28 protein-coding genes are annotated in these 24,576 nt (G+C 41.7%); 24 read left to right on the plus strand and 4 right to left on the minus strand.

Annotation, left to right across the window (positions count from 1 at the left end; all coding sequences use genetic code 11):
• The first annotated feature begins 4 nt into the window (after nucleotides 1-4).
• The 15 genes from QI63_RS01985 (at nucleotide 5) to QI63_RS02055 (ending at nucleotide 7,609) form a co-directional block, all read left to right on the plus strand.
• On the plus strand, nucleotides 5-817 hold the full coding sequence (locus QI63_RS01985; protein ID WP_044013415.1) for an ATP-binding protein: 813 nt from the start codon (nucleotides 5-7) through the stop codon (nucleotides 815-817).
• A complete protein-coding gene (locus QI63_RS01990) occupies nucleotides 814-1,506 on the plus strand; it encodes a hypothetical protein (protein ID WP_052185448.1) in 693 nt (230 codons plus the stop codon). Before QI63_RS01985 ends, QI63_RS01990 begins: the two co-directional genes overlap by 4 nt.
• Complete coding sequence (locus tag QI63_RS01995) at nucleotides 1,507-1,833, plus strand: hypothetical protein (protein ID WP_044013417.1); 327 nt, start codon at nucleotides 1,507-1,509, stop codon at nucleotides 1,831-1,833.
• A complete protein-coding gene (gene dcm / locus QI63_RS12540; protein WP_044013419.1) occupies nucleotides 1,834-2,877 on the plus strand; it encodes a DNA (cytosine-5-)-methyltransferase in 1,044 nt (347 codons plus the stop codon). It abuts the gene before it with no gap.
• Nucleotides 2,874-3,113, plus strand: coding sequence for a hypothetical protein (locus tag QI63_RS02005; RefSeq protein ID WP_044013421.1), 240 nt, complete (start codon nucleotides 2,874-2,876; stop codon nucleotides 3,111-3,113). Before dcm ends, QI63_RS02005 begins: the two co-directional genes overlap by 4 nt.
• Nucleotides 3,113-4,036 carry an ATP-binding protein gene (locus tag QI63_RS12365; protein ID WP_052185449.1) on the plus strand — a complete coding sequence of 308 codons (924 nt, stop codon included), beginning with the start codon at nucleotides 3,113-3,115 and terminating at the stop codon, nucleotides 4,034-4,036. The genes QI63_RS02005 and QI63_RS12365 overlap by 1 nt, the downstream gene beginning before the upstream one ends.
• A complete protein-coding gene (locus QI63_RS02015; RefSeq protein ID WP_044016924.1) occupies nucleotides 4,027-4,281 on the plus strand; it encodes a radical SAM protein in 255 nt (84 codons plus the stop codon). Before QI63_RS12365 ends, QI63_RS02015 begins: the two co-directional genes overlap by 10 nt.
• Nucleotides 4,282-4,476: 195 nt before the next feature.
• On the plus strand, nucleotides 4,477-4,815 hold the full coding sequence (locus QI63_RS02020) for a hypothetical protein (RefSeq protein ID WP_044013423.1): 339 nt from the start codon (nucleotides 4,477-4,479) through the stop codon (nucleotides 4,813-4,815).
• A gap of 18 nt (nucleotides 4,816-4,833) precedes the next feature.
• Nucleotides 4,834-5,034, plus strand: coding sequence for a hypothetical protein (locus QI63_RS02025; protein WP_044013426.1), 201 nt, complete (start codon nucleotides 4,834-4,836; stop codon nucleotides 5,032-5,034).
• Entirely contained in the window at nucleotides 5,034-5,198 is a 165-nt protein-coding gene (locus QI63_RS12945) for a hypothetical protein (protein ID WP_158506655.1), read from the plus strand. Before QI63_RS02025 ends, QI63_RS12945 begins: the two co-directional genes overlap by 1 nt.
• Nucleotides 5,199-5,205: 7 nt before the next feature.
• Nucleotides 5,206-6,090: a hypothetical protein gene (locus tag QI63_RS02030; RefSeq protein ID WP_144389645.1), complete on the plus strand. Its 885-nt coding sequence runs from the start codon at nucleotides 5,206-5,208 to the stop codon at nucleotides 6,088-6,090.
• A 185-nt stretch (nucleotides 6,091-6,275) separates the two neighbouring features.
• Entirely contained in the window at nucleotides 6,276-6,527 is a 252-nt protein-coding gene (locus QI63_RS02035; protein WP_044013430.1) for a hypothetical protein, read from the plus strand.
• Nucleotides 6,528-6,603: 76 nt separating this feature from the next.
• Complete coding sequence (locus QI63_RS02040; RefSeq protein WP_044013432.1) at nucleotides 6,604-6,807, plus strand: hypothetical protein; 204 nt, start codon at nucleotides 6,604-6,606, stop codon at nucleotides 6,805-6,807.
• On the plus strand, nucleotides 6,797-7,114 hold the full coding sequence (locus QI63_RS02045; protein ID WP_044013434.1) for a hypothetical protein: 318 nt from the start codon (nucleotides 6,797-6,799) through the stop codon (nucleotides 7,112-7,114). The genes QI63_RS02040 and QI63_RS02045 overlap by 11 nt, the downstream gene beginning before the upstream one ends.
• A gap of 192 nt (nucleotides 7,115-7,306) precedes the next feature.
• Nucleotides 7,307-7,609 carry a hypothetical protein gene (locus QI63_RS02055; protein ID WP_044013438.1) on the plus strand — a complete coding sequence of 101 codons (303 nt, stop codon included), beginning with the start codon at nucleotides 7,307-7,309 and terminating at the stop codon, nucleotides 7,607-7,609.
• Nucleotides 7,610-7,723: 114 nt separating this feature from the next.
• On the opposite strand, the gene QI63_RS12370 is transcribed toward QI63_RS02055, so the two are convergent.
• The 4 genes from QI63_RS12370 to QI63_RS02075 form a co-directional block, all read right to left on the minus strand.
• Entirely contained in the window at nucleotides 7,724-8,791 is a 1,068-nt protein-coding gene (locus QI63_RS12370; protein WP_052185450.1) for a JAB domain-containing protein, read from the minus strand.
• Between the two features lie 7 nt (nucleotides 8,792-8,798).
• Nucleotides 8,799-9,809 (minus strand): hypothetical protein, encoded by a 1,011-nt coding sequence (locus tag QI63_RS02065; RefSeq protein WP_044013440.1) that lies wholly within the window; start codon nucleotides 9,807-9,809, stop codon nucleotides 8,799-8,801.
• Between the two features lie 84 nt (nucleotides 9,810-9,893).
• On the minus strand, nucleotides 9,894-10,625 hold the full coding sequence (locus QI63_RS02070) for an ArdC family protein (RefSeq protein WP_081984374.1): 732 nt from the start codon (nucleotides 10,623-10,625) through the stop codon (nucleotides 9,894-9,896).
• A gap of 140 nt (nucleotides 10,626-10,765) precedes the next feature.
• Nucleotides 10,766-19,657: an LPD1 domain-containing protein gene (locus QI63_RS02075; RefSeq protein WP_044013444.1), complete on the minus strand. Its 8,892-nt coding sequence runs from the start codon at nucleotides 19,655-19,657 to the stop codon at nucleotides 10,766-10,768.
• Between the two features lie 75 nt (nucleotides 19,658-19,732).
• On the opposite strand from QI63_RS02075, the gene QI63_RS02080 reads away from it, so the two are divergent.
• From QI63_RS02080 to QI63_RS02120, 9 genes are all read left to right on the plus strand, one after another.
• Nucleotides 19,733-20,194 (plus strand): hypothetical protein, encoded by a 462-nt coding sequence (locus QI63_RS02080; protein ID WP_044013446.1) that lies wholly within the window; start codon nucleotides 19,733-19,735, stop codon nucleotides 20,192-20,194.
• A complete protein-coding gene (locus QI63_RS02085) occupies nucleotides 20,178-20,885 on the plus strand; it encodes a hypothetical protein (RefSeq protein WP_044013448.1) in 708 nt (235 codons plus the stop codon). Before QI63_RS02080 ends, QI63_RS02085 begins: the two co-directional genes overlap by 17 nt.
• A gap of 8 nt (nucleotides 20,886-20,893) precedes the next feature.
• Nucleotides 20,894-21,094, plus strand: a complete 201-nt coding sequence (locus QI63_RS02090; RefSeq protein WP_144389647.1) for a hypothetical protein — start codon at nucleotides 20,894-20,896, stop codon at nucleotides 21,092-21,094.
• A gap of 156 nt (nucleotides 21,095-21,250) precedes the next feature.
• Nucleotides 21,251-21,505: a hypothetical protein gene (locus QI63_RS02095; RefSeq protein WP_044016929.1), complete on the plus strand. Its 255-nt coding sequence runs from the start codon at nucleotides 21,251-21,253 to the stop codon at nucleotides 21,503-21,505.
• Nucleotides 21,502-21,762, plus strand: coding sequence for a type II toxin-antitoxin system RelE family toxin (locus tag QI63_RS02100; RefSeq protein WP_044013453.1), 261 nt, complete (start codon nucleotides 21,502-21,504; stop codon nucleotides 21,760-21,762). Before QI63_RS02095 ends, QI63_RS02100 begins: the two co-directional genes overlap by 4 nt.
• Before the next feature lie 21 nt (nucleotides 21,763-21,783).
• A complete protein-coding gene (locus QI63_RS02105) occupies nucleotides 21,784-22,383 on the plus strand; it encodes a ribbon-helix-helix protein, CopG family (protein WP_044013455.1) in 600 nt (199 codons plus the stop codon).
• Between the two features lie 154 nt (nucleotides 22,384-22,537).
• Nucleotides 22,538-23,068 (plus strand): hypothetical protein, encoded by a 531-nt coding sequence (locus QI63_RS02110; protein WP_044013456.1) that lies wholly within the window; start codon nucleotides 22,538-22,540, stop codon nucleotides 23,066-23,068.
• A gap of 206 nt (nucleotides 23,069-23,274) precedes the next feature.
• On the plus strand, nucleotides 23,275-23,817 hold the full coding sequence (locus tag QI63_RS02115) for a hypothetical protein (protein WP_044013458.1): 543 nt from the start codon (nucleotides 23,275-23,277) through the stop codon (nucleotides 23,815-23,817).
• Between the two features lie 206 nt (nucleotides 23,818-24,023).
• Nucleotides 24,024-24,515 carry a hypothetical protein gene (locus QI63_RS02120; RefSeq protein WP_044013460.1) on the plus strand — a complete coding sequence of 164 codons (492 nt, stop codon included), beginning with the start codon at nucleotides 24,024-24,026 and terminating at the stop codon, nucleotides 24,513-24,515.
• The last annotated feature ends 61 nt before the right edge of the window (nucleotides 24,516-24,576 follow it).

Below are 24,576 nucleotides of genomic sequence, written 5' to 3' on the forward strand. Positions count from 1 at the left end.
AATCATGCAAACAAAAACAGAAGGTACTCTTACCTCGTCTCCTATCCATCCTCGTGATTCGTTTCTTATGCGTCTTCTTCCTGAAAAATATAAGCCTGCTGAAAGGGTTTGTGAAAAACATGGCACCTATCAGACATTTGTTACCGATTCAGGAGAGGAAGGAATGTGTCCTCTTTGTTGTAAGGAACAGGAAGAAGCGGAAGAGAAAGAAAATCGAGAACGTGAGAAGATTAAAACAATCTTCAATAGGATTGATGGGCTTCCTGCAAAATATCGGAATGCCGGTTTTAAAAATTTTGAGTTAACCGAAAAAAAGACAGCTGCATTTAATCGTGTTTTGAAGTTTGCAAAAGAACCGAGAAACACGTGGTTGTTATTACTCGGAGAGAATGGTACCGGAAAAACACACCTCGCTCATGCGGTCTTAAAAATGACCGGTGGAATATTTCGTGAGTTCGATGACATCGCTATCGATATGCAGGATGCACAAAAAAGATCCGGAGAGGGGATGAAGAAAGTAATTTCTAAATATGCATCCGCCCCAATGTTAGTTATTGATGAAGTGGACAAAGTAAACCCAACAGCCGGTCGCATCAATTGGCTCAATATCATATTGCGCAAAAGGTATAACGATATGTTGCCACTCGTTCTTTGCGGTAATATCGATCTTGAAACCCTCTGCAGCCGTATCGATCAGAGTGGCAAACATGCACTCAAAGATCGTATTGATGAAGTCGGTGAAGTTGTCCTTTGTAACTGGGAAAGCTATCGGCCGAAGTTGCGGAAAGTAAAATTTGATAATGGAGGGAATAAATGATAGTTATACTGATTTTTATTGCTATAGTAATGATAAGTGTAATTCTTAGTTTCGTAACAATTATAGGTACGAAATGTTACGATGCAACAGAAGATATAAGAGAAGAAATAGCAAATAAAATAGATGAGAAAATTGATAATATCGTTGATAATATCGTCGAGTGGTTAAAATCAAAAATAGATGATTTCGTATTTTTAAAAACCCGTGCTAGCATTATAGAATTTGACAAATCCCGTGTATTTTCTGCACTTAATGCAGAAGAATTAAAGATAGGAAGCAAGTGTTTTTTTGCGAACACAACAAGAGCTTTGAAAAAGATAGTACAAACTAGTGATGCCATTTACGCGGACACATTCATTGGACTGCACAATGGTATTAGGGGGGTACGGTTTGTAGCTTATTATAATTATAAGTATCGTTACTGTGTTAAGTATCGTTACGCCTACCTTATCTCTTCGCCCCCCGATCGTATGTACGAGCCGTTCCAGAGCGTTGAAAAGGCAATGGCGGCGATAAAGGCACACGGCAGGTGGGTTAAAGATAAAAGGAATAACATATTGAGTATTGTATTCTTAAAAAGTGATGAGCAAATAAATATACTGAATTCTTGGTATTCCCTTAATGATATACTTCGATATTATGTTTTTGCCGACGACGACAGCCCCTGCGGGGAATTGGTGGAGGAGTAAATGAAAATAAAGACTGATTTAATGATTATTGACAATAATGCTAAATATGTTTGTGAAAGAAAACTCAAAGTAAAGCCTATTCTTCACTATTATGGATATGGAGAAATTCCCAATGATGAACGACAATATACAGAGATTAAAGCATCTTGTCCTGTCTGCAGGGCTACTGGAGTGCGCGCTAATTTAGCAGGTGGAGCTAGAGAATTTAAATGCTGCCCAATTTGCGGAATAAATCTTGATTGGAGAGTTTATCTTAAAAAAGAAAAAAAACTGCGTCGTAAAATAGAGCTGTGGAGAACACAATTCAAAAAAACAAAAGGTAAGTAAATGACCTACCTATCCGTCTGCTCCGGTATAGAAGCGGTAAGCGTTGCATGGGAACCGTTAGGGTTTATGCCTGTAGGTTTTGCAGAAATAGAAAAATTCCCTTGCGAATTGTTGAAGCAAAAATACCCTGCCGTAAAAAATTATGGAGATATTACGCAATATGAAAAATGGAATATCGGACAATTTGACATTCTGGTCGGAGGAACACCTTGCCAGTCTTTCAGTGTTGCCGGAAAGCGAGGCGGAACCGCTGACGAGCGAGGCGCTCTCATGTATGCCTATTTGGGAATTGTGGAAACATACCGCCCCCGTTGGGTTATATGGGAAAACGTACCCGGTGTATTATCCTCGAACAGCGGATATGATTTTACATCGTTCCTTGCCGGCTTGGAAGAATGCGGGTATGGGTGGGCTTACCGGGTGTTTGACGCTCGGTATTTCGGAGTACCCCAACGCCGCCGTAGAGTCTTCGTTGTCGGACATTCTGATAATAGGACAGACCTTGCCGCAAAAGTATTATTTGAGCCGGAAAGCATGCGAAGGGATTTTAAGAAGGGCGAAGAACAGAAACAAGAAACTTCCGAAAACGTTAGAGGAAGCTCTGAAATTACAATGTATCTAGCACATCCTTCGGATAGCCGTTTTAAAGAAGCTGAAAAGACAATGGGCTCGGTTACAGCCCATTATGGTAGTACCGGTGGCGGCAACACTTCGCTTATAGTAGAACCTACATATTTTCGCAGAGGTGGAAATTATAAATACCATAGAGACAAAAAAGCCTCAACATTAAGGAATAGTGCATCGCCTGATTGCTTTGATTTAGTTTTAGCAAGCGAAAAAAAATATATACGCCGCCTTACCCCGCTTGAGTGCGAACGGTTACAAGGTTTCCCGGACGATTATACACAGATTGAATGGCATGGAAAACCTGCTGAACAATGTCCCGACAGTTTACGATATAAGGCAATCGGAAACAGCATGGCAATCCCTATCATGCGTTGGATCGGGGAAAGGATTAAAAGGATAGAGGAGAAAATAAAATGAAAAAAACAGTTATTTTTATAATTATCATTTATGCAGTTCTTGTAGGAATAATAATTAACACCTTTCCAATAAATATAAGCGGGTTATTACTGAGTTGTTTTTCTTTGATTGCTTTACGCTTATTGAAGAGGGAAATCAAGACTAATTATCTTGAAAAAGAACTTGAAAACTATTTTTACAACAAAGCAGGAATAGATAGCCGCTATTCAAATAAGACAAAAGAGGAAGATAAATAATGCCATTAAATAAAAATACAAAAGCACTGTTAGAAACACTTGTAACTGAAAATGACTACTTATCATATTCAGTGAAAAGATGCATAACAAACTGTTTAGATGATGATACGAAAGCGGCAAATACCGATTTTGTTGCACAGATGAAAAAGAAACTTACAGAGCAGTCCGTAAGACTTCCGACAAATATTGAGGGTAAGGTAATCTGTTATTCACCTGAAAACTTTATTCCTGGACGGTATTACACCCAACAAAGATGGATTGATTCCGTTTTACAATCAATTATGAAAATGAAGACGGTTGCAGAGATGATGGCTTCTATGCGTATTCATTACCGCAATGCAACAATTCTTTATGGAGAAAGCGGCACAGGAAAGACAGAATTCGCTCGCTATGTAGCACATAAGCTTAATCTACCGTTATTTTATCTTAATTTTTCAAGCATCATAGATTCTCTTTTAGGGAATACTGGGAGAAATATTGCAAATATATTTAATTATGTAAAAAAGCATGAGTGTGTCTTTATGCTTGATGAAGTAGATTGTATAGCAGAAAGCCGTTGTTGTGCTAATGGAGCAGAAAAAGAGTTTTCAAGAGTTACCATAACCTTAATGCAGGAATTTGATATGCTGCCAAATAATATTATTTTGATTGCAGCCACTAATAGGATTGATATTATTGATGATGCTGTACTTAATCGTTTTTCTGTTAAACAAAAAATAGAGCGATTATCATTAGATGATAATAGAGCATTTGCACAATTCTATGTTAAGGCGATACAAGCAGAAAGCTATATTACTGATAGTGATATAGCAGAATGTATTGATAATGACGATTTATCACAAAGACAAGTAGTAACAAAAATTATTCAGCTTCTGGGTGATAAGTTATACCAGAGTTTAGAAGGGGATATCACATGCCGTTAAATAAATCGATCGGAAATATGTATAACTTTATCACACACACATGGAACACAATTAAGGGTGAATGCCCACACGGATGCAGCTACTGTTATATGAAACGCTGGGGCAAACAGCCGCCGTTGCACTTTGACGAAAAAGAATTAAAAACAGACTTAGGAACAGGGAATTTTATCTTTGTCGGTTCTCCCTGCGATATGTTTGCAAAACATATTCCGTATGGATGGAAAATAGACACTCTTGATCATTGAGAGGTTTAGATGAAAAACCTGCGATAGCTGGAGAAGATGTAAAGGACAATCTTTTCCCATCCTGTCAACGGTGCAATTTGCATAAGCATACAAATTGTCGGACACCTGAAACAGAATATGACAAATGGCAATATCGAGGTACTTGCGGAGCATATTGGGTTTAACCCGATAGCAAAAAATTGAGGAGGTATAGCGATGTCTTTTACTTTTGAACAATGGAAAGAAGAGTATATCAGTGATAGACCTGCAGAACCATATAGTGAAAGCGACAATGCCGAACAATGGGCAAAGATTGCTTTTTTCATGGAAGATAATCTGCAAGAAGCCTTTGATGCCGGTTATCAAAGTTGCCTTAATGAATACGGTTGGCACTTTTTGAAAGACGGAGATACCCCTCCTCAAGAAGATAAAGAGTACCTGTTTTATTTTGCTTCTAAAGGAGAGCGAGGAATGATTATCTCAGACACATGGGAACGTAAGAGGAATAATCCATACGTTATTGCATGGGCGGAATTTCAAACGCTCAAGGTTTAAAGAAGGAGGAATAACTATATGAAAGAGCGGGCACATATTAGCTGGCAACTAGACGAAAGCTCTGATAAAGCGTATTTATCTGCAAGCGGCACAAACGAGGTGCTTTTAACAGGTTTAAAAGGAATATTTGATGCCATCATTACGGATGTCGCTGAGCGAAATTATATTCCGGTGAGCGTTATGCGGGAAACGATGCTTGAATTCCTAAAGGATGAATAATGACTACTACTGAAAATATCCGCCAAGAAGTACAAGTAAAACGCGAGGATGCGCAAAAACCGCTTCCTGAGCCGCAAAAGAAAAAGGGATACGTACGCAGTACTCGATCCGACCGGCCGCTTTTAGGACGTGGACATATTACCAGTTTAATCAATCACGGATAATATGAGTATGAATGATAAAAAATATGTAGATAAAAAAGATGTTTTTGCACTACTCGTTGCCTTTTCAGGGCAAGGGAACGTAGTAAGTATTCAAAAAGAATACCTCGTTTTGTGCGATTATGATTATGAGGCAGCAGTCTTTTTAAGCCAAATTATTTACTGGTCTGATAAATCGTACCTTGAAAATGGCTGGATATATAAAACGTATGCAGAATGGGAAAAAGAGCTTTTTATCAAAGAGCGAAAGCTTAGAAGGCTTAAAGACTACCTTGTTGCAAAAGGCTATATCGAAATGAAGATTCTGCACAGGAATGGAATACCGGTATGTCATTGGCGAGTGACGTTAAAAGTAATCGACAGTCTTCTTATGCTCTATACCGGAAAAAATCAAGAGGAATCACAGGATCATGGTGTACATGATAGCGATGAAAATCAAGACGCTGTCGTATCTTGTGACAACACACAAGACGAGGCGGTATATGAGTCTACGCCGGTTGAACAAGAAGAGCAACAAGGCTCGCTTTCTGAAAAAGGTGTGATAGATAATTGTATTATGCCGCATTCAAATAAGGATGAGGGCGTACAAAACACTCTGCCGTCATCCAGAGGAGTTGATAAAAGTCCATCCGGACAAAATGACCGGTTCCATCCGGACAAATTGTCCGAATCCATCCGGACAAATTGTCCGAATCCATCCGGACAAAATGACCGAATCCATTCGGATAAATTGTCCGAATCTACTAATAACATCGATTACATACATCAATTACCTTCAACGATTACTTCTTCTCCTTCCCTTGAAGTACGATCAAGCTTAGACGGAGATGAAGAAAAATCACAGATACGAAAAAAAAGGAGGAGGAAGAAAAGATTGCCTATCAAAAAGCAATAAATCCGTCTGTTACAAAACTGGCAGAAGAGATTTATGCGCTGTTTGTAGAGGCAGAAATAAACAAAGCCGATCAGTTTCTAGTATTTTTACAACGCGATTTTAAATATGGACTTACCAAACTGCAAGAGCGGACAATTCCGTTTGATGCCAATATTCTTAGCGCGTGTAAAAACTATCTGCAGGTGTTGGCACTGCAAAAAAGCGGTAAAACGTGGTGGAAAAGCCGATTACCCTTTAGCGGTTTTTGCAGTGAAAAAATTATTTCACGGTTTTTACCTGATCATTTCGAAATTGCGGCATTTGAGCTTCAAGATACGGCACGTTCTCCACCCCCTCAACAAGATTTTAGCGAGGAAGCGTTACCGGAACTTTTTAAACACAGCCGTCTTGAAAAGTCTTGTGATGAACAGGATTTATTGAGCGGGGTTGTATTTTAAGCGTTGTATACTTGCTTTAAAAAGAGCCTTGTAAAACGGCTCTGAGAAAAAAGTTTTTTAAGGAGGTGTGAAACTCATGAGAGTGTTGATTGATGTGCGGCCGGAGCAGTTGCACGAAATCAGGAAAGATTTAAAAAATCGGGATTGCGGTATTTCTCCTGAAACTGAGCGAATTTTAGTGTGTATTACGCAAGGAATTCAGAAAAAATGTCAGTGGCAGAAAATGGAAATTGAGCAGTTCGAGCAATACTATGATGAGGAGTGTCTGTATGACAGCTGAAAAGAATGAACTAAAAACGATATGCAAATTTTTAGCGTTAAGCGGAAAGAAGATTACCGACCGCCGCGGGCATATTTTTACCGACGATATGATAAGCGCCGACGGAACGATATTCCGCTTTGACGAGAATGGCTATTTGGACGGAGGGACGCAGCCGGCAATAGAGAGTGCAACCGGCTATGTCGAATATCGCCAAAAAGGACTTTTACACCGGAAAGGATTACCGGCACTCTATGACCTTGCAACCGGTGTGCAAGAATATTGGGAGGGGGGCAAGCTGTTGAGCGTGTACAAAGAAGAGGAATGATTGTCATCAAAGCAGCAGGTGAACTCTGCGCTCTTTTTTGTATTGCGTTCATAGTAATATTCTGTATTGGCACACTGTATCTTGCCTACGAATGGAATTCAATGAAACATCGGCAAAAGATGCATAAAGCGTTGAGTAAATTAAACACAAAGAACTATGGTATAAATGATACCGATAAAAGAGGAGATCAATATGAATGAGAAAACATCAAGTATTCTTCCGCATGCGTTAAAAGGAAAAGCGGTTTTTACGAAAGGGGATGATCCGACTCCAATTAACGGAGAACATATGCTCGTTGAAGGATACATCTGTCGCTTAAAAAATGGGTTATTACACGGAAATGAGGCGTATCCGGCAATTGAGGGGCCGGGACATATCGAGTACTGGGAGGAAGGAGTTTTGAAAGAAATCAGTACGAACGGCTTTAAGCGAACTGAAAAGTATGAAAAAAATGCCGACGGTAGTGTTCGGCTCGTTTCAGTCGAAGAGAAGTAAGGGACTTGCCGCTTTCATTTTCCACAAATCCACACGAAAAAGGCGGGTGAAGGGATGCCCAAAACATCCCGGAGCTGACTTTTGACTGTGGAGCTTGTGGTAAATGGAAGCGTGTTATCGTTCGATATACGTACTCACTCGTTTTAATTTCTTTTGCCGTGCAAATTCTTTAAAGTCTTTTGAAGATGCAATGACAGTCGGCGAATAGAGGGGATCGATGTAATGAGAAGCGAGGTCAGGGTCTTTATCGGAAAAGCAATAGTTTTTATTGTAGCCGTCGAGGAAAATCTTTTTTTCTGCCATAAACAGCAATGCCTTTTCTAATTTTTCATCATCGCTTCGGTTAACCGGGAAAAAAGAATCGGCGGCGAGTAAGGCTGCCTTTTTATGAAAATCAATGAAAAAACGGTTCCATTGTTCAGGCGACTGAGCGGCTGCAATAATATCACGGTTATTAAAAAAGTAAATACCTGCGATGACATATCGCTGATCAAGAGCAAAAAAGGGTGTTTTTCCTTCCGTTTTCCAGTGTGATTTTCCATCAATATCGTTTAAAATCCACATCATTTTATGCGTATCATCTCCGCTTATCATAAAGGGAATAATGCTATTATTTTTTTTAGGATGCATGAGCGGATCGTGTATTTTACGAGTCTCGGGATCTGCGGAATACTGCCAGCCCTTACCCGGCTTATAAAAAGCAAAATTACCATGATCGAGGATGATATGTCCTAAAAAGCGGGAAGTGCCACCAAGTGAAGAAAGCTCAAGTTCGATTTGGGCAGTTAATGTTTCATCGCGTGTAGAAGGGACAATTTGTCCTGTCGGGTGATTATGCGCAATAAGCAGCGAATAGTTATGCTCTTTTAAATAGGATTTAATAGCATTCCAGTAGTGGTTTTGTTTGGTATTTGCATCTTTATTCTCTGCTGAAAAAGAAGCGGAGATAAGGCTTTTATTGGTGATGGCGATTTGATCTCGGATAGTACCGGATGCATCGACGATGATATGGCGGAACGTTTCTACCTTTTTACTGCGGTAGCGGTATAAAAGGTGATAGGCCTGATGGAGCCCTTTTTCAGCAAGGGTTCCATCAGCAGTAATGTCAATCGGTTTTTCGACGAGGTAGTCGGGGAAATCGAAAGGATGCCGGTGCTGTTTTACATAGCGAGAAAGAGTCATACTTTGCTTATCGGCTTATAGAGACGGATGGAGCAGCGGAGAGGTGAATATTTTTCTCTTTTTTGAGCTTTTCATCCATTTGATGTTTCGTTTCATAGGAGAATTGAGGCATTACCGCGCGGTTTGAAAAATCTTGCCCTTGATACATACTGTAAAGAAGCGCTTGTTTTGGAAGTGTTCCTTTATCAATTTTCTTTAAAGCATTTTGCACTTCCATAGAAAAAAGTGCACTCATACGGGCATCAGCGTCAAAAGAAGGAACGCCGCCTACGAGGTCATACGATCCATGTTGCTGTACAATATTATGCGTTTGTATGGCTTTGTAGACATTTAAAAGTCCTACAGTGGAAAGTTCATCTTTCCGCTTTTCGTTTTCAAGACGCATCGCTTCTTTGATAGCAGGGTTACGGGTATTATCGAGAAAGTTCTTTTGAGATTGAGCATGGCTTTGTACTTGTTCACTTTCAAACGTTTTCCGCTCAGGCAATATTTTGTGTAAAAGCTTCCGGCTGCGATCGTCAAATTGTTCGACATTATACATATACTGAAAGCCTGTCTTTGTTCCTTCTCCGGCAACTCGTATTTCGTTTAAAAGCGGGCTGCGGGAAGCAAATTTTGTGTCGTTACAGACTAAAAGCGGCGTCGTGTTTTTGCTTACGTCAAGGGTAAGTCCTAAAGAACGTGCTTCATGACCGAAAATATAATCGGTTTTCTTACAGCCGGTCGCTGTCGCATGAAGTTCAGCGGCAGCTTTATTGATATCTTTCATTACCGTACCGTTTAAAAGATTGTTCGGCACCGGTTTATCTCCCTGCCTGAAAAAAGGAACATTATGTTCGGTAACGCAAACGGAAAGGAGTTTATTGACTTGGTCGGTATAAAACTCTTCAGGGCTTCCGTGACGGGCAGTATCGCTTGATGTCCATTGATCGAGGACTTCATCTTTCTCGCCGAGGTATACGGTTGAACGATAGGCATTTTTATTGATAGGTGTTGAGGTGTCAAAAAAAGAAGGCATAGTAGCATTTGCTCCTTATTAAAGGGAGCACTCGCAACGTTTGTTTTGAGCGGTCTCCCTTAGATGTACTTGTGCGGTATACGGTTATCGAGAGAAAGAAGAAGATGCGCTGTGAGTCGGCGCTGCTCGTTCAGCTCGTTCAGCTGTTTGTGAAACATCTTCTTTCATCCATCTGTGTGCATCCCGTCCGATTTTAAATAAATTGGAGGGGGAAGCTTGGAGTGCTTCTTTAAATTTCTGAGAAAATTCTGCTGCAAGTTCAGAAGGCGGGGTAAACCCAATACCATAGTGTATGCTAAGAAGATAACCCCCAAGATATTTTGATGGATTTGAAAAGCGCGGTTCGATACTATCTTTTGTATAGATCGATATTTTCCAAAGTGATGGCAATTTCTCCGGCCGCTTTACGTGGGAATCGGCAAAGTAGTGATTGATAACCACCTTTGCCTTTCCATTTTCATCACGCTTATCCATATCTTGAAAAGAAAGCAGAAAGGCTTTGGCATCCTTTTTGATACCGGCGCCGCACTTATTGGCTTGATCAAAGGTCAAAATATTGTGTCCGTCTAAACCTTTTTCATGCAAATACGCTTTTGCAAGGATTTGATTGATACCGGTAAACTCATAACCGGTCAGGGCATTACGAACAGCGCGGGTATCGCAGAATCCGTTTTCATCCGGAAGGAAGGGAAGATTCCTTTTTTCCAAAAGATCGAGCATATGCTCGGTTTGTAGTTCCGTAATGGGTTTGAAAGTAACGCCTGTTTTACGGTCATTTGTTTGATTGGTCATTTTTTCTTCTTGAGTATTCATCATTATCACCGTACAAGAATAAAACGTATGAAAAGCATCTTTTACGCGGCAACTGGTTTCCGGTGCCGCTTATCAATTAACATCTTTTCTATCAGCAGTATACAATATAAATGTTATAACATCAATATACAGTAGATGAAAATCTATCGCTCAAAGGTAAAAGTAGGTTGTGGTTTTACCGTCTGTGCGACAAGTGGTCGGTGTTCTTTCGCGTAGAGGAATTGCCGCTGCGCGTCAAACAGTGCATCGAACGCTTTATTGATGCGGGCACGCTCTGCCCCTTCAGGATACGGCTTTGGTACTCCTTGCGCCGGAGTATGTGTTTTATAAAAGGTGTTATCCGGCTTAAAACATAAAAGCGTATTTTTTCTCCCTAAGCTTTCAAGCTTGTCAGAAACATACGCAGAAAATGCACGTGCTGCTAAATTCTGCTTCCGTGCCCAATACGGATGAGCCGCCTCTTTTCCGTCAAGCAGCTGGGCATGACGGAGATAATCGGATGGGGTTTTATCCTCTTTTTCCGTAATAGCTGTGATAAGGTTTTGAAACGCTTGATTGATTTTTCCTTTTCCTTGAGGAATCTCAGTGAGACACACATCTTTTTTTTGACCGGTAGCAGCACTATAAAGGAGGTTGTCGAAGGCAGAAAACCATTTTTCAGCTAAAAGGCCGCCTGATTTTCCATGCATTAAGGAGAGTGTTTGTTTATTCCGATCGTAATGGGTGCCACTTCTTTTCTGTTGTGTTCCGGCGAGTGAAAGGGCGAGCGTTGAAAAAACTCCGATTTGTGTATCAGGTAGGTGTAAGACATCGGCCATATCGGCGAACGCATGGGCGACAGCGGTAATCTCGTGCGGTTGTAAAGTTGAAGTATTATTGCCCGCAACGGTTCGAAAAGAAAAGTGTGTTTGCAATTGTGCAAGAGACTGTACAGAAAGCGTTCTGCCACCGATCCGTGCATAACACGAAGGGACTGCACGCTCGAATGACATATCATGTTTATTGGCACTCTGTGCGGTTTTTGTCTTGCTTTGTCCGGATACGGTTTGCGTAACCGACGCGATCGTGCTGCCGGAAGATGAACGTAAGGGGGCAATAATCGGCTGCACCGATTGCGTTTTGTTAACCGCTTCAAGCGGTATCTCGACATTCTTATGTGAGAGAACTTTTTCATTCGGTATATTTTCAACTACTTCTTTTGTAGAAAGCGTGTTGTGTTTCCTGTCCAGCTCAATTTCTTTTCTTACCTCTGCCATCGGTTTTAAGTCGTTTAAGAGATTTTGTACATAGTTTTCGGTAATATCAACGAGAGAGCCTGCAAGAGAGTGTTCCGCAGCTTGCGCTTTCTTCGCCTCGGCAATCAGACGCGGTTTTTCCTTTTCGATTGAATCGATGCGTTCAGTAAGTTTTCTTTTTTCTTCATTGAGTTCGGCAATCCGCATAGCGGCGCTGTGCTCACTGTCGATACCGCAGGCAGCTTCTTTTTTTTCAAGCAACTGTAATTTTGTCTTATAATAGCGTACTTCTCCTTTCGCATCACATCTTTCGGCTGTAGCAAGGTTGATAGCTATTGCGTATTTTTTTTCGATAATCGAATCGATGGTACTCAATTTGAGGTCAATGACTGCCCGATCTCCTTCCAATGCTGCTTTCTTCCGACTGATGATAAACGCTGCTTTTTTTTCAGGGTCTTTGATAAGGTCAAGTTTTAATTCTTCGGGGCGAATATCCTGCACGTCAAGCGTATCCCCTTTATAGCTCCACAAGGCATTGATGCGGGATGACTTTTCATCATGCTTTTGATACATCAGCGAATCGATGGAGTCGGTGATAAGAGGATAGGTGATGTGGACATGACCTTGCTCATTTCCCTGCCGCCAGATACGCCCTTCAACTTGCGTACTTTCAGTCGGATTCCAACCGAGCATACAGTTATAGAGGGCAAAAGAATTGCCGTTTAAATCGATTCCTTCGCTGATGGTTTCACTTCCGATAATGATTTTTAATATCTCTGTTTTATCATTGAACTGTTCGGTCATCTCATCTTTTTTCTTACTCGATGTTCCGGAATTGATAATACCGATTGCTTTTTCCGGAACTCCGTGCGCAATAAGATACCGTTTTACCTCCTCCGATTCTTGCACCCCGCGCGGCATATACATTACCTGCCCACCGTTTGGAACCTTTTTATAAGAAGCCACAATGGCATTACAGACAAAGGTTAATTTCGGAGAACTTTCAACCAGTTTATTCATGGGAGGCAGCGCAAAATCATAATCGCTTGCTTTCACGAGCGCTGGGGATAAAAGCGCCATGCGCATATTATTCATCGCGACAAGCACTCCGCCCGGATCATCTTTTGAAATTGTGCTTAAGCGCGCTGTTTCTGCTTCGATAATTTTTTTCTGGAGTTCCGTCGCTTCAAGCTCAATCGCATGAACGCGTTTTATCGGCCGGATAACGCCTGCTTCTTCTGCGCCGACTTTATCAATATATTCCGTCAAAAGATTTTGGAGGCTCTGCACATTGCGGAAGTTTTTCATCACCTGTTTCGGCTGTATTTCTCCGTTCGGTTTTACCGCCCATTCGGTATGCGTTTCGGCAAACTCGGTCATAAAGGAGCCGAGATTATACAGGTGCATATTTTTTAGTTTTTCCCGCCCGACATATGAAAGCATTGAATAGATTTCCGTCGGCGAATTCGTAAAGGGTGTTGCCGTTAAAAGAAAGACATTTCTACCGTTATTTTCCTTTTGGATAAGCTGGGTAATGGCAAAAAGCTTTTGTGCTCGCTTTGAAGGCGTGCCGCTTCCAATGCCTTCAAATTCATTGGCTTGCCGTTTTGCCCCATCATCATACTGCGGCCGCGGCATGGTAAAAAGGTTTTTAAACCGGTGCGCTTCATCAACGGTGATGTGGTCAAATCCGGTATCTTCCCAATAGACGTACCCGTTTTTTACGGAAGAGGCTTCCCCCAGTATCTTTTGAATACTTTCTTTCTCTTGTGCATTATCCCATGCGTTACCGCTTACGGTACTGCGGGCATCGAGTAAATCGACGGTTAACTCTCCTTCAAGCGTCTGTTTTTTAAAGGTTACCGCTTGTAACGCTTCATGCGTACATAAGGATATACTGCCCTTTTCGAGGGAAAGTCCGTGTTCACCGACCAAAAAGGGTTTGAGCTTTTCTTCACTAAAGTTTCCAAGGTCGTTTACCGGGATAGTCGGGAACAGTTCTTTTATATCATGGAGCCACTTTGAATACACCGCTTTTGGAACGCAAATAAGGGGACGATGAGCTCTTTCTGCTTGGATTTGATTGACGGTTGCAACAATACCGCAAGCAGTTTTACCGACGCCGACATCATAGGCAAGAAGACCGTTTCCTTTGTCGGTTAAAAATGAAATCCCTTTTATTTGCTGCTCATAGAGGGTAAACACTTCCCCGTCTTTCTTCTCGCTCATACCCGAAACAAAAAGCGGCAGCTTAGCATAATCGGCACCGCGATACCCGTTAAAGCGGCGGTTCCACAGCGTTAAAAGCTCACGGCGTTTTCCTTCAGGTACCCCTTCTTGGATATAACGGTTAAAAAGCCGTTCAGCTGTTTCGCGCCGAAGAGTGCGCGTTCTGTTAGCTTCAAGCTGTGCCGCCTTCTTTTTTTGGGGCGTATACTCTTGATGTGCTCGCACCGGATCCCGATCAATATACGAGACAATAGAGCTCCAGTAGATGCCTGCAGGGAAGTCTTCCGGTCGCACCGGCGATTCATCGTTGAGCGTCACTCGTGAGGGGTGTGAAAGAGGCAGTCCCGCTTCAAAAAGGAACTGCTCACCGGTTGCCCATTTAATAAAACCTTCCCTCAGGTTATACGGAACTCCATTGTCATCACGAGCGACGATAAACTCATGGGCAAGATTTGAATGAACGGGAATGGTCAGTTTTTCATACGGTACTTCAGGCGGTAATGCATGTTCAAGCATCTCTTTTTGCTTTTGGTACAGCACTTCGCCAATCGACTCTTTATTTTTTTCAAGCACCTCAAGCTTTTCATAAATATTACCTTTGGTAAAATTGACCGTGTGCATCCATGCCGTTTCAGTGATTTTGATATAATCGGGGTGCTGGGCAATAAAGGCGCGTTGTTCAGCCGTTAGCAATGCGTTTTCAATTTTTCCTTCATAGTCAGTCGCTTTCCAAAGCGGCGCTTCCCGCTCATCGAGCGTTTTACCGTACTTAGCAGCAAACTCAGAAGCGGACAGAAGCTTACCTTCATGCCGTTTCATCTCATCGTTATTCGGTACCGGCTGCCGTTTTAGGGTTTGCTTTTGCGCTGATTTTGTAGATGTGCTGCTTATGCCCTCATCTGCCAGTACGCTTCCGTTCATCCGTGAAGCAGTACCGGATTTGACATTTTCGTTTTCAGCGGAAACGGTATTAGTTTGTTCTTCTTGTGCTATTGATACTCGCTTATTTTTTCCGGTAAGGTCAATAATATGGACGTTACCGTCCTTTACTGACTGGAGCACCATACCGCCTACAGAGTTTTTGTAGTAATCTTCAAACCAGTTTTTAGTACTTCCAATAGGTTCTTTATTGCCGCTAACGACTCCCGTTTTGTTCGCTGCCTTCTCGGCTGCATCAGTTTCCACGACCTTTTGGTGTAGTTCTTCTTTTTCCGGTTTCAGAATGCTTTCAGGAATGACACGCGCAAGGGTTGTCTCAAGCGATTCTCCTTTGAACGGAATGACTTTCATTTCTTTCCGGCCGAACCGATTGACTCCTTCTTTTTCTTCTCCGAGAATATGGTCAGGGTGCCGGGCAAAAAAAGAATCAAGTGAAAAATCTTTTTCATATCCTCTTTCTTTTTTGACGATAACAAGGTCAACACCGATATCGGTTGTTGGGAAAACACCGGAAGGTAGGCGCCACGCATCGATGAGCGTTCCTTTTGCAGCAATAAGCCGCTTGCCTTCCGTGTGGGTACTCTGTAAAAAAGAAGAAGGAAGGACAAACGCAACAAGGCCGCCGTCCTTTACGACATCGAGCGCCCGATCGAGAAAATACTGCTCGTAGCGGCTATGAGTAGATCCCTCGCCCTTTCCTTTATAAAAGCCGCTATAGACACCGTACGGCGGGTTACCGATTACAAGGTCAAACTTTTTTCCCGTATACTGTGCATTGTGAATAACACCGTCTTTAAAAAAGAGTTCTTGAAACGCTTGTGTTTTTACCTCAGCTGTAGGGTGCAAAAGCCGAGCAATACGACTTGCAGTCTCATCCGGTTCGATAAGTGTACAGTCATTGTGCTCTCGCCCTTCTAAAAAGCGTCCGGTTCCGCCGGCCGGTTCAAGAACTGTTTTTATGGTAGGATCATACGCGTCGACAAGATGCCAGAGTGCATCGCAGGCGGCTTTCGGTGTATAAAATTCATATAAGACACCGGATGCACTCCGATCCGCTTCGCCGGTTCCGCCTCCTCCTTCATACTGCATAAGCATTTTTTTATCTTCAGTCGTCAGTTCATCGGCTCGTTTTTCGTTTAAGAGAATGAGGCACTGTTCGCGGATACGCTTTATATCCCCGATAGTTTGTTTATCGTTGCCTTCAGCCTTTATAGATCCATTTCGAGGTTGATCAGAGCCGACATCAGATGTTCCTCGGTAAGAGGCCTTCCCATTTTTCGGTTTATCTGAACCGCCCACAAAAGAGACTCTTCCACGCTCATCGTTTTGAGAACGCGGCCGAACTTCTCCGGCGTAATGCGGTACGCTATTCGCTCTGTCAGCGTTTTCTCTTCTGCGCTCAAACGCTCCGTCATCCATGCCGGTATTTCTTCCTGTATCTTCTGTCCGTCCGGCATCTCCCATTTCCGTATGACGGTTCCCCTGTCCGTCCGGTATTCCGCTATCAAGGTTCCATCCATATTCTTTCTCCCTTTTGAGCTGTTGTCGTTTCTCTTCCATATAGAAGTGTACATTAAAGAGCGGGACCCCACTCAAAGTTTTCCTTTCAAGTATCGTACCGTCATCGTCTTTCGTTAAGACGGTATACTGTAACTGCTTATCTTTCCGTTCTGGGATCATTTCGACGTTGCCCGATTTTGAGCCATCACGGATCATGAGGATAAACTGCCTTTGTCCTCTTTTATTGGTATACTGCTTTTGTGGGTGAAAGCCGTAGCTTTTAAATTGCTCCAAAAAACGTTCAGTTTTTTCTTCTCCGCAACGATCCGCCTTGAATACCACATCGTCGAGACCTTCCAGTAATGCGCCAAAATCATTTTTTGACTTTCCGTTTTTGGCTGTTCCTATGGCTCCTTGTTTAAAATCGTCAATATGATAGATTTCGATATAAGGCCCCTTATTCCACCGGTGGCGGTGTGGCGGGTAAAAAATATTCCATGAGCCTTGAGCCGCTTGAAGCTGATCGACTTCTTGTACCGGCGGATACGCTTCTTTGTGTGTAAGCGCTGTCGCGTGTTTTTCGCTAGAAGCGAGCGGCGCTACTATCGGTTGCGGCATCTGGTTTACTTCTTTTTTGAGGTCTTTTCCGCTGTTTTCAATCTCATCTTCCGGTTCAGGGAAGTAAGAAGGATACGTTTTATGCAGCTGCCGCTCAATGGTCATCCCTTCAGGGACATGGTAGTCAAGCTCCATGTTCGGCACCGAACGTAATTGGTCAAGGTTATTGTATCCCCATTCGGCGTTTTCAAGGTCGCCGTTTAAAATACCAAAGCCATAGACTTCTCCGTTTGTTTTATCAATGTCAGACACGTAGTATTCAGTACCGGAGGGATGAAAATAGCGCAAAAGAATCGGATGTCCTTGTTTTCCCCCTCGTCTTTTGTCAGAGGTAGCGCGATCTGTTTCAACTATTTCGGAAACGGTTTTAATAATTCCCTTAAAGAATTCTGCATCTTCTGACTGCCGTGTGAAAGCGACCGTTGTGCGGTACTGCAAAGGTGGAATAACCTTTTGGGCATTAGCAAAGTCTTTCCGGGTAAGTACTATCTCTTGTTTTTCGACAGAAGCGAGCGGCGTTGCTATCACCGCTCCTTGCTCCGGTCTTTCACGATGTTCGGTATAATAGTCAATATCAGCTTTATATTCGGCAATTTCTTTTTCATTGTTTTGTATCACCTGATTGAAACGTTTTTGCCGATCTTTTTCCTGCCTTTCAAGATAGTTCTGTAAATCTTCTATTTTGCCACCGTTTCTATAAAAGTCTGCTACATCACTTTCATAAAAGAGCTTGCTATCAGACTTTTTAAGTAGGGCATTCTCTTTGCGGAGTAGGTCAATTTCAGTATGGATCCATGCTATTTTTTCATCTGCCGTCATCCCCTCATAAAAATTAAGGCCATGTTCATCTTTTACAATGGTGCGTCCTTCCTTTTTCCATTGTATTATTTTATCAGTGATACTTTGGCTCGCCCCTATTTCCGGCTTTATATTCGGTGCTTGTTTCTCGTCTTTTTCCGGATACCATGTTTTTTGAATTCTGGCGGCGTCGGCAAGGCCGTTTTCGGTATTGAGCCGCTGCCAGCAAAAATTGCGCGGCGACCATCTCCAGCCATGCGCTTTTAAATCGCTTCTGACGTCATCAGATGGCTTATCCGGAAAAAAGAGCTGCACGCGTTTGAGTGCGGTATTATTGACTATTTTTAGGGTATTCGCATTCGCAATACCGTCTGCCTCTTTTTTATCCGCTGCGATATCGATATGCGAAACGGTATGATGAGGACTGTGAGACATTGCTACAGCATCCTGCTTTACCGGATCATTTAAAAAATCAAATGCCCCCTGCTGCCCTGCATAATACGCTGTTTTTTGATACAGAAGCGGAATGCCGGGATTTTTCTGCTTGACAGAATCATGATATGCTGCTATATTTTCATACAGAAGCTGAGAATGGTAGTTGCGGAGCAATTGGAGCTCCGGGATTGCTAATTCTCGGCTTTTTTCATTTATATATAAAATTCTTTGTTCTTGTACTGCCTTTTGTAAAAAAGTGGTAAAGCGATCTTTTCCGTATATTGTTTTTGCAAGCGTTATATCAATTTCGATACCATTGAAAAAACCTTTTTTATTCGGTGAAAGCGGGATAATGATCGGGCGGCCTTCACTATCTTTTAGTGACACAACCGCAATAATATCTTCTTTACTATCGCTCCGTTGCGATTGCATAACAAGAAGCGGCTTTTTTAACGCATCCGGAATTTGTTTTATCATCTCAGGCGTAAGTCCGTGGTAATTGGGAGCACTTCCTTCTTTTTCCGGCTGCATAATATTTTGAATATGACGAGCAGTTATCATCACCGGTAAGCGTTCAAAGCCGAGTTCTTGATAGATAGGCGGCGTCATACCAAGGTATAGATGACTTTCAGCAAACTGTGATGCATCTTTTTGAGTACTGATGGTATCGACTGCTTCATCAAAGCGCTGTTGATTAAACATAAACCGTTCGGCTGTAAAAAGCTCATCGTATACCCGGATCATTTCGGGATTAAGCGGAACAATTCGGTCAAGGCCGTTATAAACGCGCTGTACGAAGGCCGCTCCTTTTTCAAAGACGAGGTGGTGGTCTTCGGAAGCCGCAAGGCGTAAGCGGATATACTGTTCAAGCCCGAAAGCAAACGCTTCTTCCTGCGCTTCAGTCCATGTACTTTCTTCTACCTTAAAGACTTTCTCTGCCTTTTCTTTAAGCGTTCCGGTTAACTGCCGCCTGAAGACATGAGCGGCTTCATGGATAAAGGTGAAAAAGTCCGCATTTTTCCCTGCCCCGATAAGGGCACGGGCATCACCTGATAAAAAGGCTGTATAGCCTTTTACATCATCCGGAAGGCTCGTATCGGAAACAACAAAACCTTTCGGATGGTACGTTGAAAGGTACTCATCGAATGACATATCGAGGGTTTTGGCACGGGCTTTCAGGAGTAACAAAGCGGTTTCCGCTTCATCTTTTGAAAGATGAAATGATTCGGTAATTTGAGTTAAAACGCGCACTTCAGGCGCCGGAGGCAAGAATCCTTGCATACAATTCCTCCTACAATATTATACTATTAGTATATCGTATTGATGTTATTACTACAATACATTATCTTATATAGTATGATTACCGTATCTATTCCATCTGAAAAAAAGGGACTGTCTGTATTCGCACACGGAGGAGCCGCCCATGTTGAAACGCTTCCGGATGCGACCGTCTTTACCTTTGATGATAAAAGTCCCGTCATTCTTTTTTACACCTTCCCTTCCACGCGCCGTGCATACATTATTTATGGGAAAGAAACCGGATGTAAACGGATACTTCCTTTGGTAAGGCCTGCGGTAACCGTTTTATACACCGCGACCGGAAGGCGTATTGATGTATTAAAGTGGATGTTATTTCTTTTAGATAACCTTACTTATGGTGCGTATTTTGGGTTTGATGCACTTTTTTATCGAGAGTTGGGGCTGCTCCTCGATCAAAAAAAGATGGGTAAAAGAACGCTTATCACGTTGTTAGAAAAATACGGCTATTGGTATGCCGAACAAGAAAAAAGGAGTGTCCCCTGTGATTCATGTCGATAAACAGGTATTAAGCTATTTAGGGATTGAAAAGATTGTAATTGAGGAGGCTGGAGCACCTCATTCGTGTATTCCGGTTTTTTTCTTTCAAGAAGCATGGCAGCTTTACTGTATTACGGAATTGTCCCCGAGACAGGGACATGATAAACTGCTTATTACCTATCGAGGAGAACGTTTATCGGTACCGGTACAATTAACCGGTGTTCGCGGTAAAAGGCGGCATTACACAGCAGTCTTCGCTCATACCTTACCGTTAGAATTAGCATATAAACTTGCATTTCTTCAAAGCCGCTTTGAAACAGCAGATAAACGAGGCGAAAGACGGCTTCAGGTAGGAGTTACGTATTGGAAAATGCTCGGTCTTAAACAGCTGTATCAAACGGTTTTGATAGACGGCTATGAATATGATTGCATCATTGAAAACATTGCCGAACATGGTCTACTCCTTTCTTGCGGACAGGAAGGCAAAATGAATATCCGAGATCCGATGGCCTTGCGTCTTACCTTTACAGCTCCATCTTTAATATCCTTCTTACAACTGTCTCCGGTACGCTTTTTTAAAAAAGATGGGCGGCTGTATATTGCTGTTCGTATAAAAGAGCCACTTGATATTCATTATGTGATGCGTCTTGCACATTATGTCGACTGCTTAACTGATAGTCCCCATAAGCATGCGGTACACAGCAGCCTGTAAGGAAACCAATGATGCGTTTTTTTGACGATGATGAGCCGTATATTATCATTATTCCGCGCCAATCATACCGGCGACGATCGCGGCTGTTACGCTTCCTTATGTTCGCGCTCAAGCTGAGTATGCTGGCGGTTTTAGCCATCTTCTGTTATTACAATATTCCTTTCTTGATCGCGAAAGCCATCCGTACAATACAATCGATGCTATTTTAGAAAATTTTAGTCCTTTGAAGCCTTTCTCGGTTGTTGTTTTACCCCATACTGCTTGACAAATATGAATAATTCTAATATTTTTAATAAAATTATTAAATAAGTACTATTTTTAGTATCAGATGATAGCCCCGTAAGGGGTGTTATTTGGGGGCATTTATGGCAGTTTTGGCTAAAGCTAAGAGTATGAGCGTGAGTTTTAAGCCCGATATGTTTCAGAAAATCAATGATTTTTGTGATTATCGTGGTTGCTCTCGAAGTTGGTTTATGAACAAGGCGGCGGAGTTGTTCCTGAATGAATGCCTTGAAGATAAGGCAGATTATGAAGCTGCTGTCGCTGCTTGGGCTGATTATGAAAAGTCTGGTAAAAAGTCTTTTTCTTCGGAAGATGTTTTTGCTGAGGCTGGGTTATGAAAGTTGTTTTTTCTGATAAGGCGAAAAAGTTTTTTTTGAAGCTTGATACGCCTATTCAGAAGCAAATACAAAAATTTATTTTAAAGCTGGAAGGTATGAGCGATCCACGAGCTAGTGGAAAAATGCTTGTAGGAAACCTCTTAGGCTTCTGGCGGTATCGGGTGGGCGATTATCGGCTTCTTTGCAGAATTGTTGATAAAGAGCTTGTAATTACTGTTGTTGAAGTAGGTCATCGCAAAGAGGTTTACGATGAGTAGCATGTTTGAAGGAACACTACGATGGAAGAAATAAGTGCAAATATAAAGAAAAATCTCTATGATAAACTGCTTAAGAAAGAACAAGAGACCGGCATTTCGCAATCGAAGATTATCGAAGCGGCCTTGATGCAGTACCTTACACAAGAACCTGTTGCAGAAGCAACCAAACCCGCTGAAGATAAAAGCGAACTGTATGCAGTTCAATTTGTAAAAAATAGCGGGAGGAGTATCCGCTCCTTTGCACTTGAAAATGGACTTGAGTACATCACTTTTTATAAAAGTATTACCGGTGTGACAAAGCCGACCTATGAAATGATGTTTCGCTTACGGAATGTTATTCCGCCTTCTTGGTGGGTGACAACGACGGCAGAAGCGAAGCCTGAGAAAAAGCACTTTACCGGCCCGGATGATTACCGAATCGTGAGGGAACATTCAGCAGGGTATAAACACTTAGAGCCGCTTACTTACTCATGGTGTGCTGAAAACGGCATTAATTATGATCAGCTCTATAACTTGAAGACCAGGAAGACTTTTGGCTTTCCTTCGTATTCTATGATACGCGCCTTACGGCACTGGATTGACCCAGACCTCTGGTTTATCTATGAAAAACGGCAGGAATAGTCTGCTTAAAAAAATAACAATAGAATTGGAAGATAGCGTTTTTCTTGTTGCATTTTGTGTGCCGGTAACGTATACTTAATTTTGTATAACAAACGATAACCGAACGGCTATCGAGTATGGAATAAGCAACAAAAAATGAAGGAGTAGTTGTTGTATGAAAAAAGGAATGAAATTAATAGCAGTTGCGATGTTTATATTTACTACTCTTGTACTTACTGATGGATATTGCCAAGAAACACCTCCATCCAAGGAGGACGAAGTGATATTTACTGGGCAAGGTTTTGCATATTGGTGTACTGATGTGGCTGGTAAAGAAAAAAAACTATATGATTGGCTGCGTAATCTACGAGTGATTTTTAAGAAAGATGGAACTTATACAACTACTGGCCAAATATATTATCTTAATACGGAATGGTCTGATACCCCCAAAGCCAGCTATAAATATGCGATCTCCGATGATACAATGACTATTTTTGAGCACAATTATAAGTATTCATATGACGGTCGTACACTCATTTTAAAGACTACCCCAAACGGAAATATTCCCAAACCCCTTGCTGAATTCTTTGGCTATCCTGAAGCAACTGGAAAATCAGGAGGTTTAATTGTTATCCTTTCAAGTAAAACTCGTGCATCTTTTATCCCGTTAAAAAAAACTGCGCTTTCAATCCCCTCTTTTAATTAATTTCAAGGAAATAGGGGTAACATATCGTTGACAAATTCAGAGATGTATGGTGAACATAGAGAAAAAGTGATTGGGATATTTGACGGCGTAACACTTCTGACGGTATCAACCACAGGAATTGATGATAAAATCAGAATACACTGGGCACGGCAAAACAGGTGCCCGTTAGTATAAACACAACAAAAAAATAGAGGAGTAGTTGTTGTATGAAAAAAGGAATGAAGTTAATAGTACTTGCCGCTTTGGTATGTGCTGCCATCTCTTGCGGGCAAGGTATAACATCCGGTGGTAAAGGTCTAACCTTGCCTAAAGAAGATGAAGCGGTATTTACCGGTAGCGGTTATGGATATTGGTACGATGAAGATACCGGTAAAGAGTATAAATTACACGATTGGACACGTAATTTCCGACTAGTTTTTAACAAAGATGGCACTTATACAATGACGGGAGAAGTATGGTATATTCCTCCTACAGGATGGACTAAAATCGAGGATACTACTCCAGTTCCATATACTTTTTCAGAAGATACGGTAGATATTTTAGAAGGGTGTAAGTATTCCTATGACGGAACGACACTGATTTTAAAACACGAAGAAAAGACTGTTCTTGATAAATATATGGCACAAAAATTAGGGCATCCGGAAGCAGCAGGCAAAAAAGCAGGGCGAATTTACATCCTTTCAAGTAAAACTCGTGCATCTTTTATCCCGTTAAAAAAAACTGCGCTTTCAATCCCCTCTTTTAATTAATTTCAAGAAAATAGGGGTAACATATCGTTGACAAATTCAGAGATGTATGGTGAACATAGAGAAAAAGTGATTGGGATATTTGACGGCGTAACACTTCTGACGGTATCAACTACAGGAATTGATGATAAAATCAGAATACACTGGGCACGGCAAAACAGGTGCCCGTTAGTATAAACACAACAAAAAAATGAAGGAGTAGTTATTGTATGAAAAAAGGAATGAAATTAATAGCAGTTGCCGCTTTTGTCTGTGCTGCCCTCTCTTGTGGGCAAGGTATAACATCCGGTGGTAAAGGTCAGACCTTGCCTAAAGAAGATGAGGCGGTATTTACTGGTAGCGGTATTACATTCTCTTATGATAAAGCGACTGGCAAAGAAACAAAATTATCTGATGCGATTCGAAATGTTCGAGTAGTTTTTAAGAAAGATGGCTCGTGTATATTAAATTGCGAAATATATAATATTAATAAAAAGTTATGGGTTGATATGGGTGAAGGCATTGGTACCTATAACATTTCAGAAGCTACAGCATCTTTCGGATTACTTGATATGAAATATTCATATGATGGGATGACGCTTATTTTGAAACAAAAAATAGTAGATAGTATGACAACAGGGTATGTAATGTTTATCCTGTCAGGTAGAGCACGTACTTCCTTTTTCCCATTGAAATCGCCTGCACTTTCAATACCTTCGTAAACACGCCATACAGTAAGCATAAAAGGCAGTCCGCTGTTGTAGCAGACTGCCTTTATTTTTT

The organism is Treponema sp. OMZ 838 (assembly GCF_000775995.1).
In the GTDB taxonomy this organism is placed as follows: Bacteria; Spirochaetota; Spirochaetia; order Treponematales; family Treponemataceae; genus Treponema.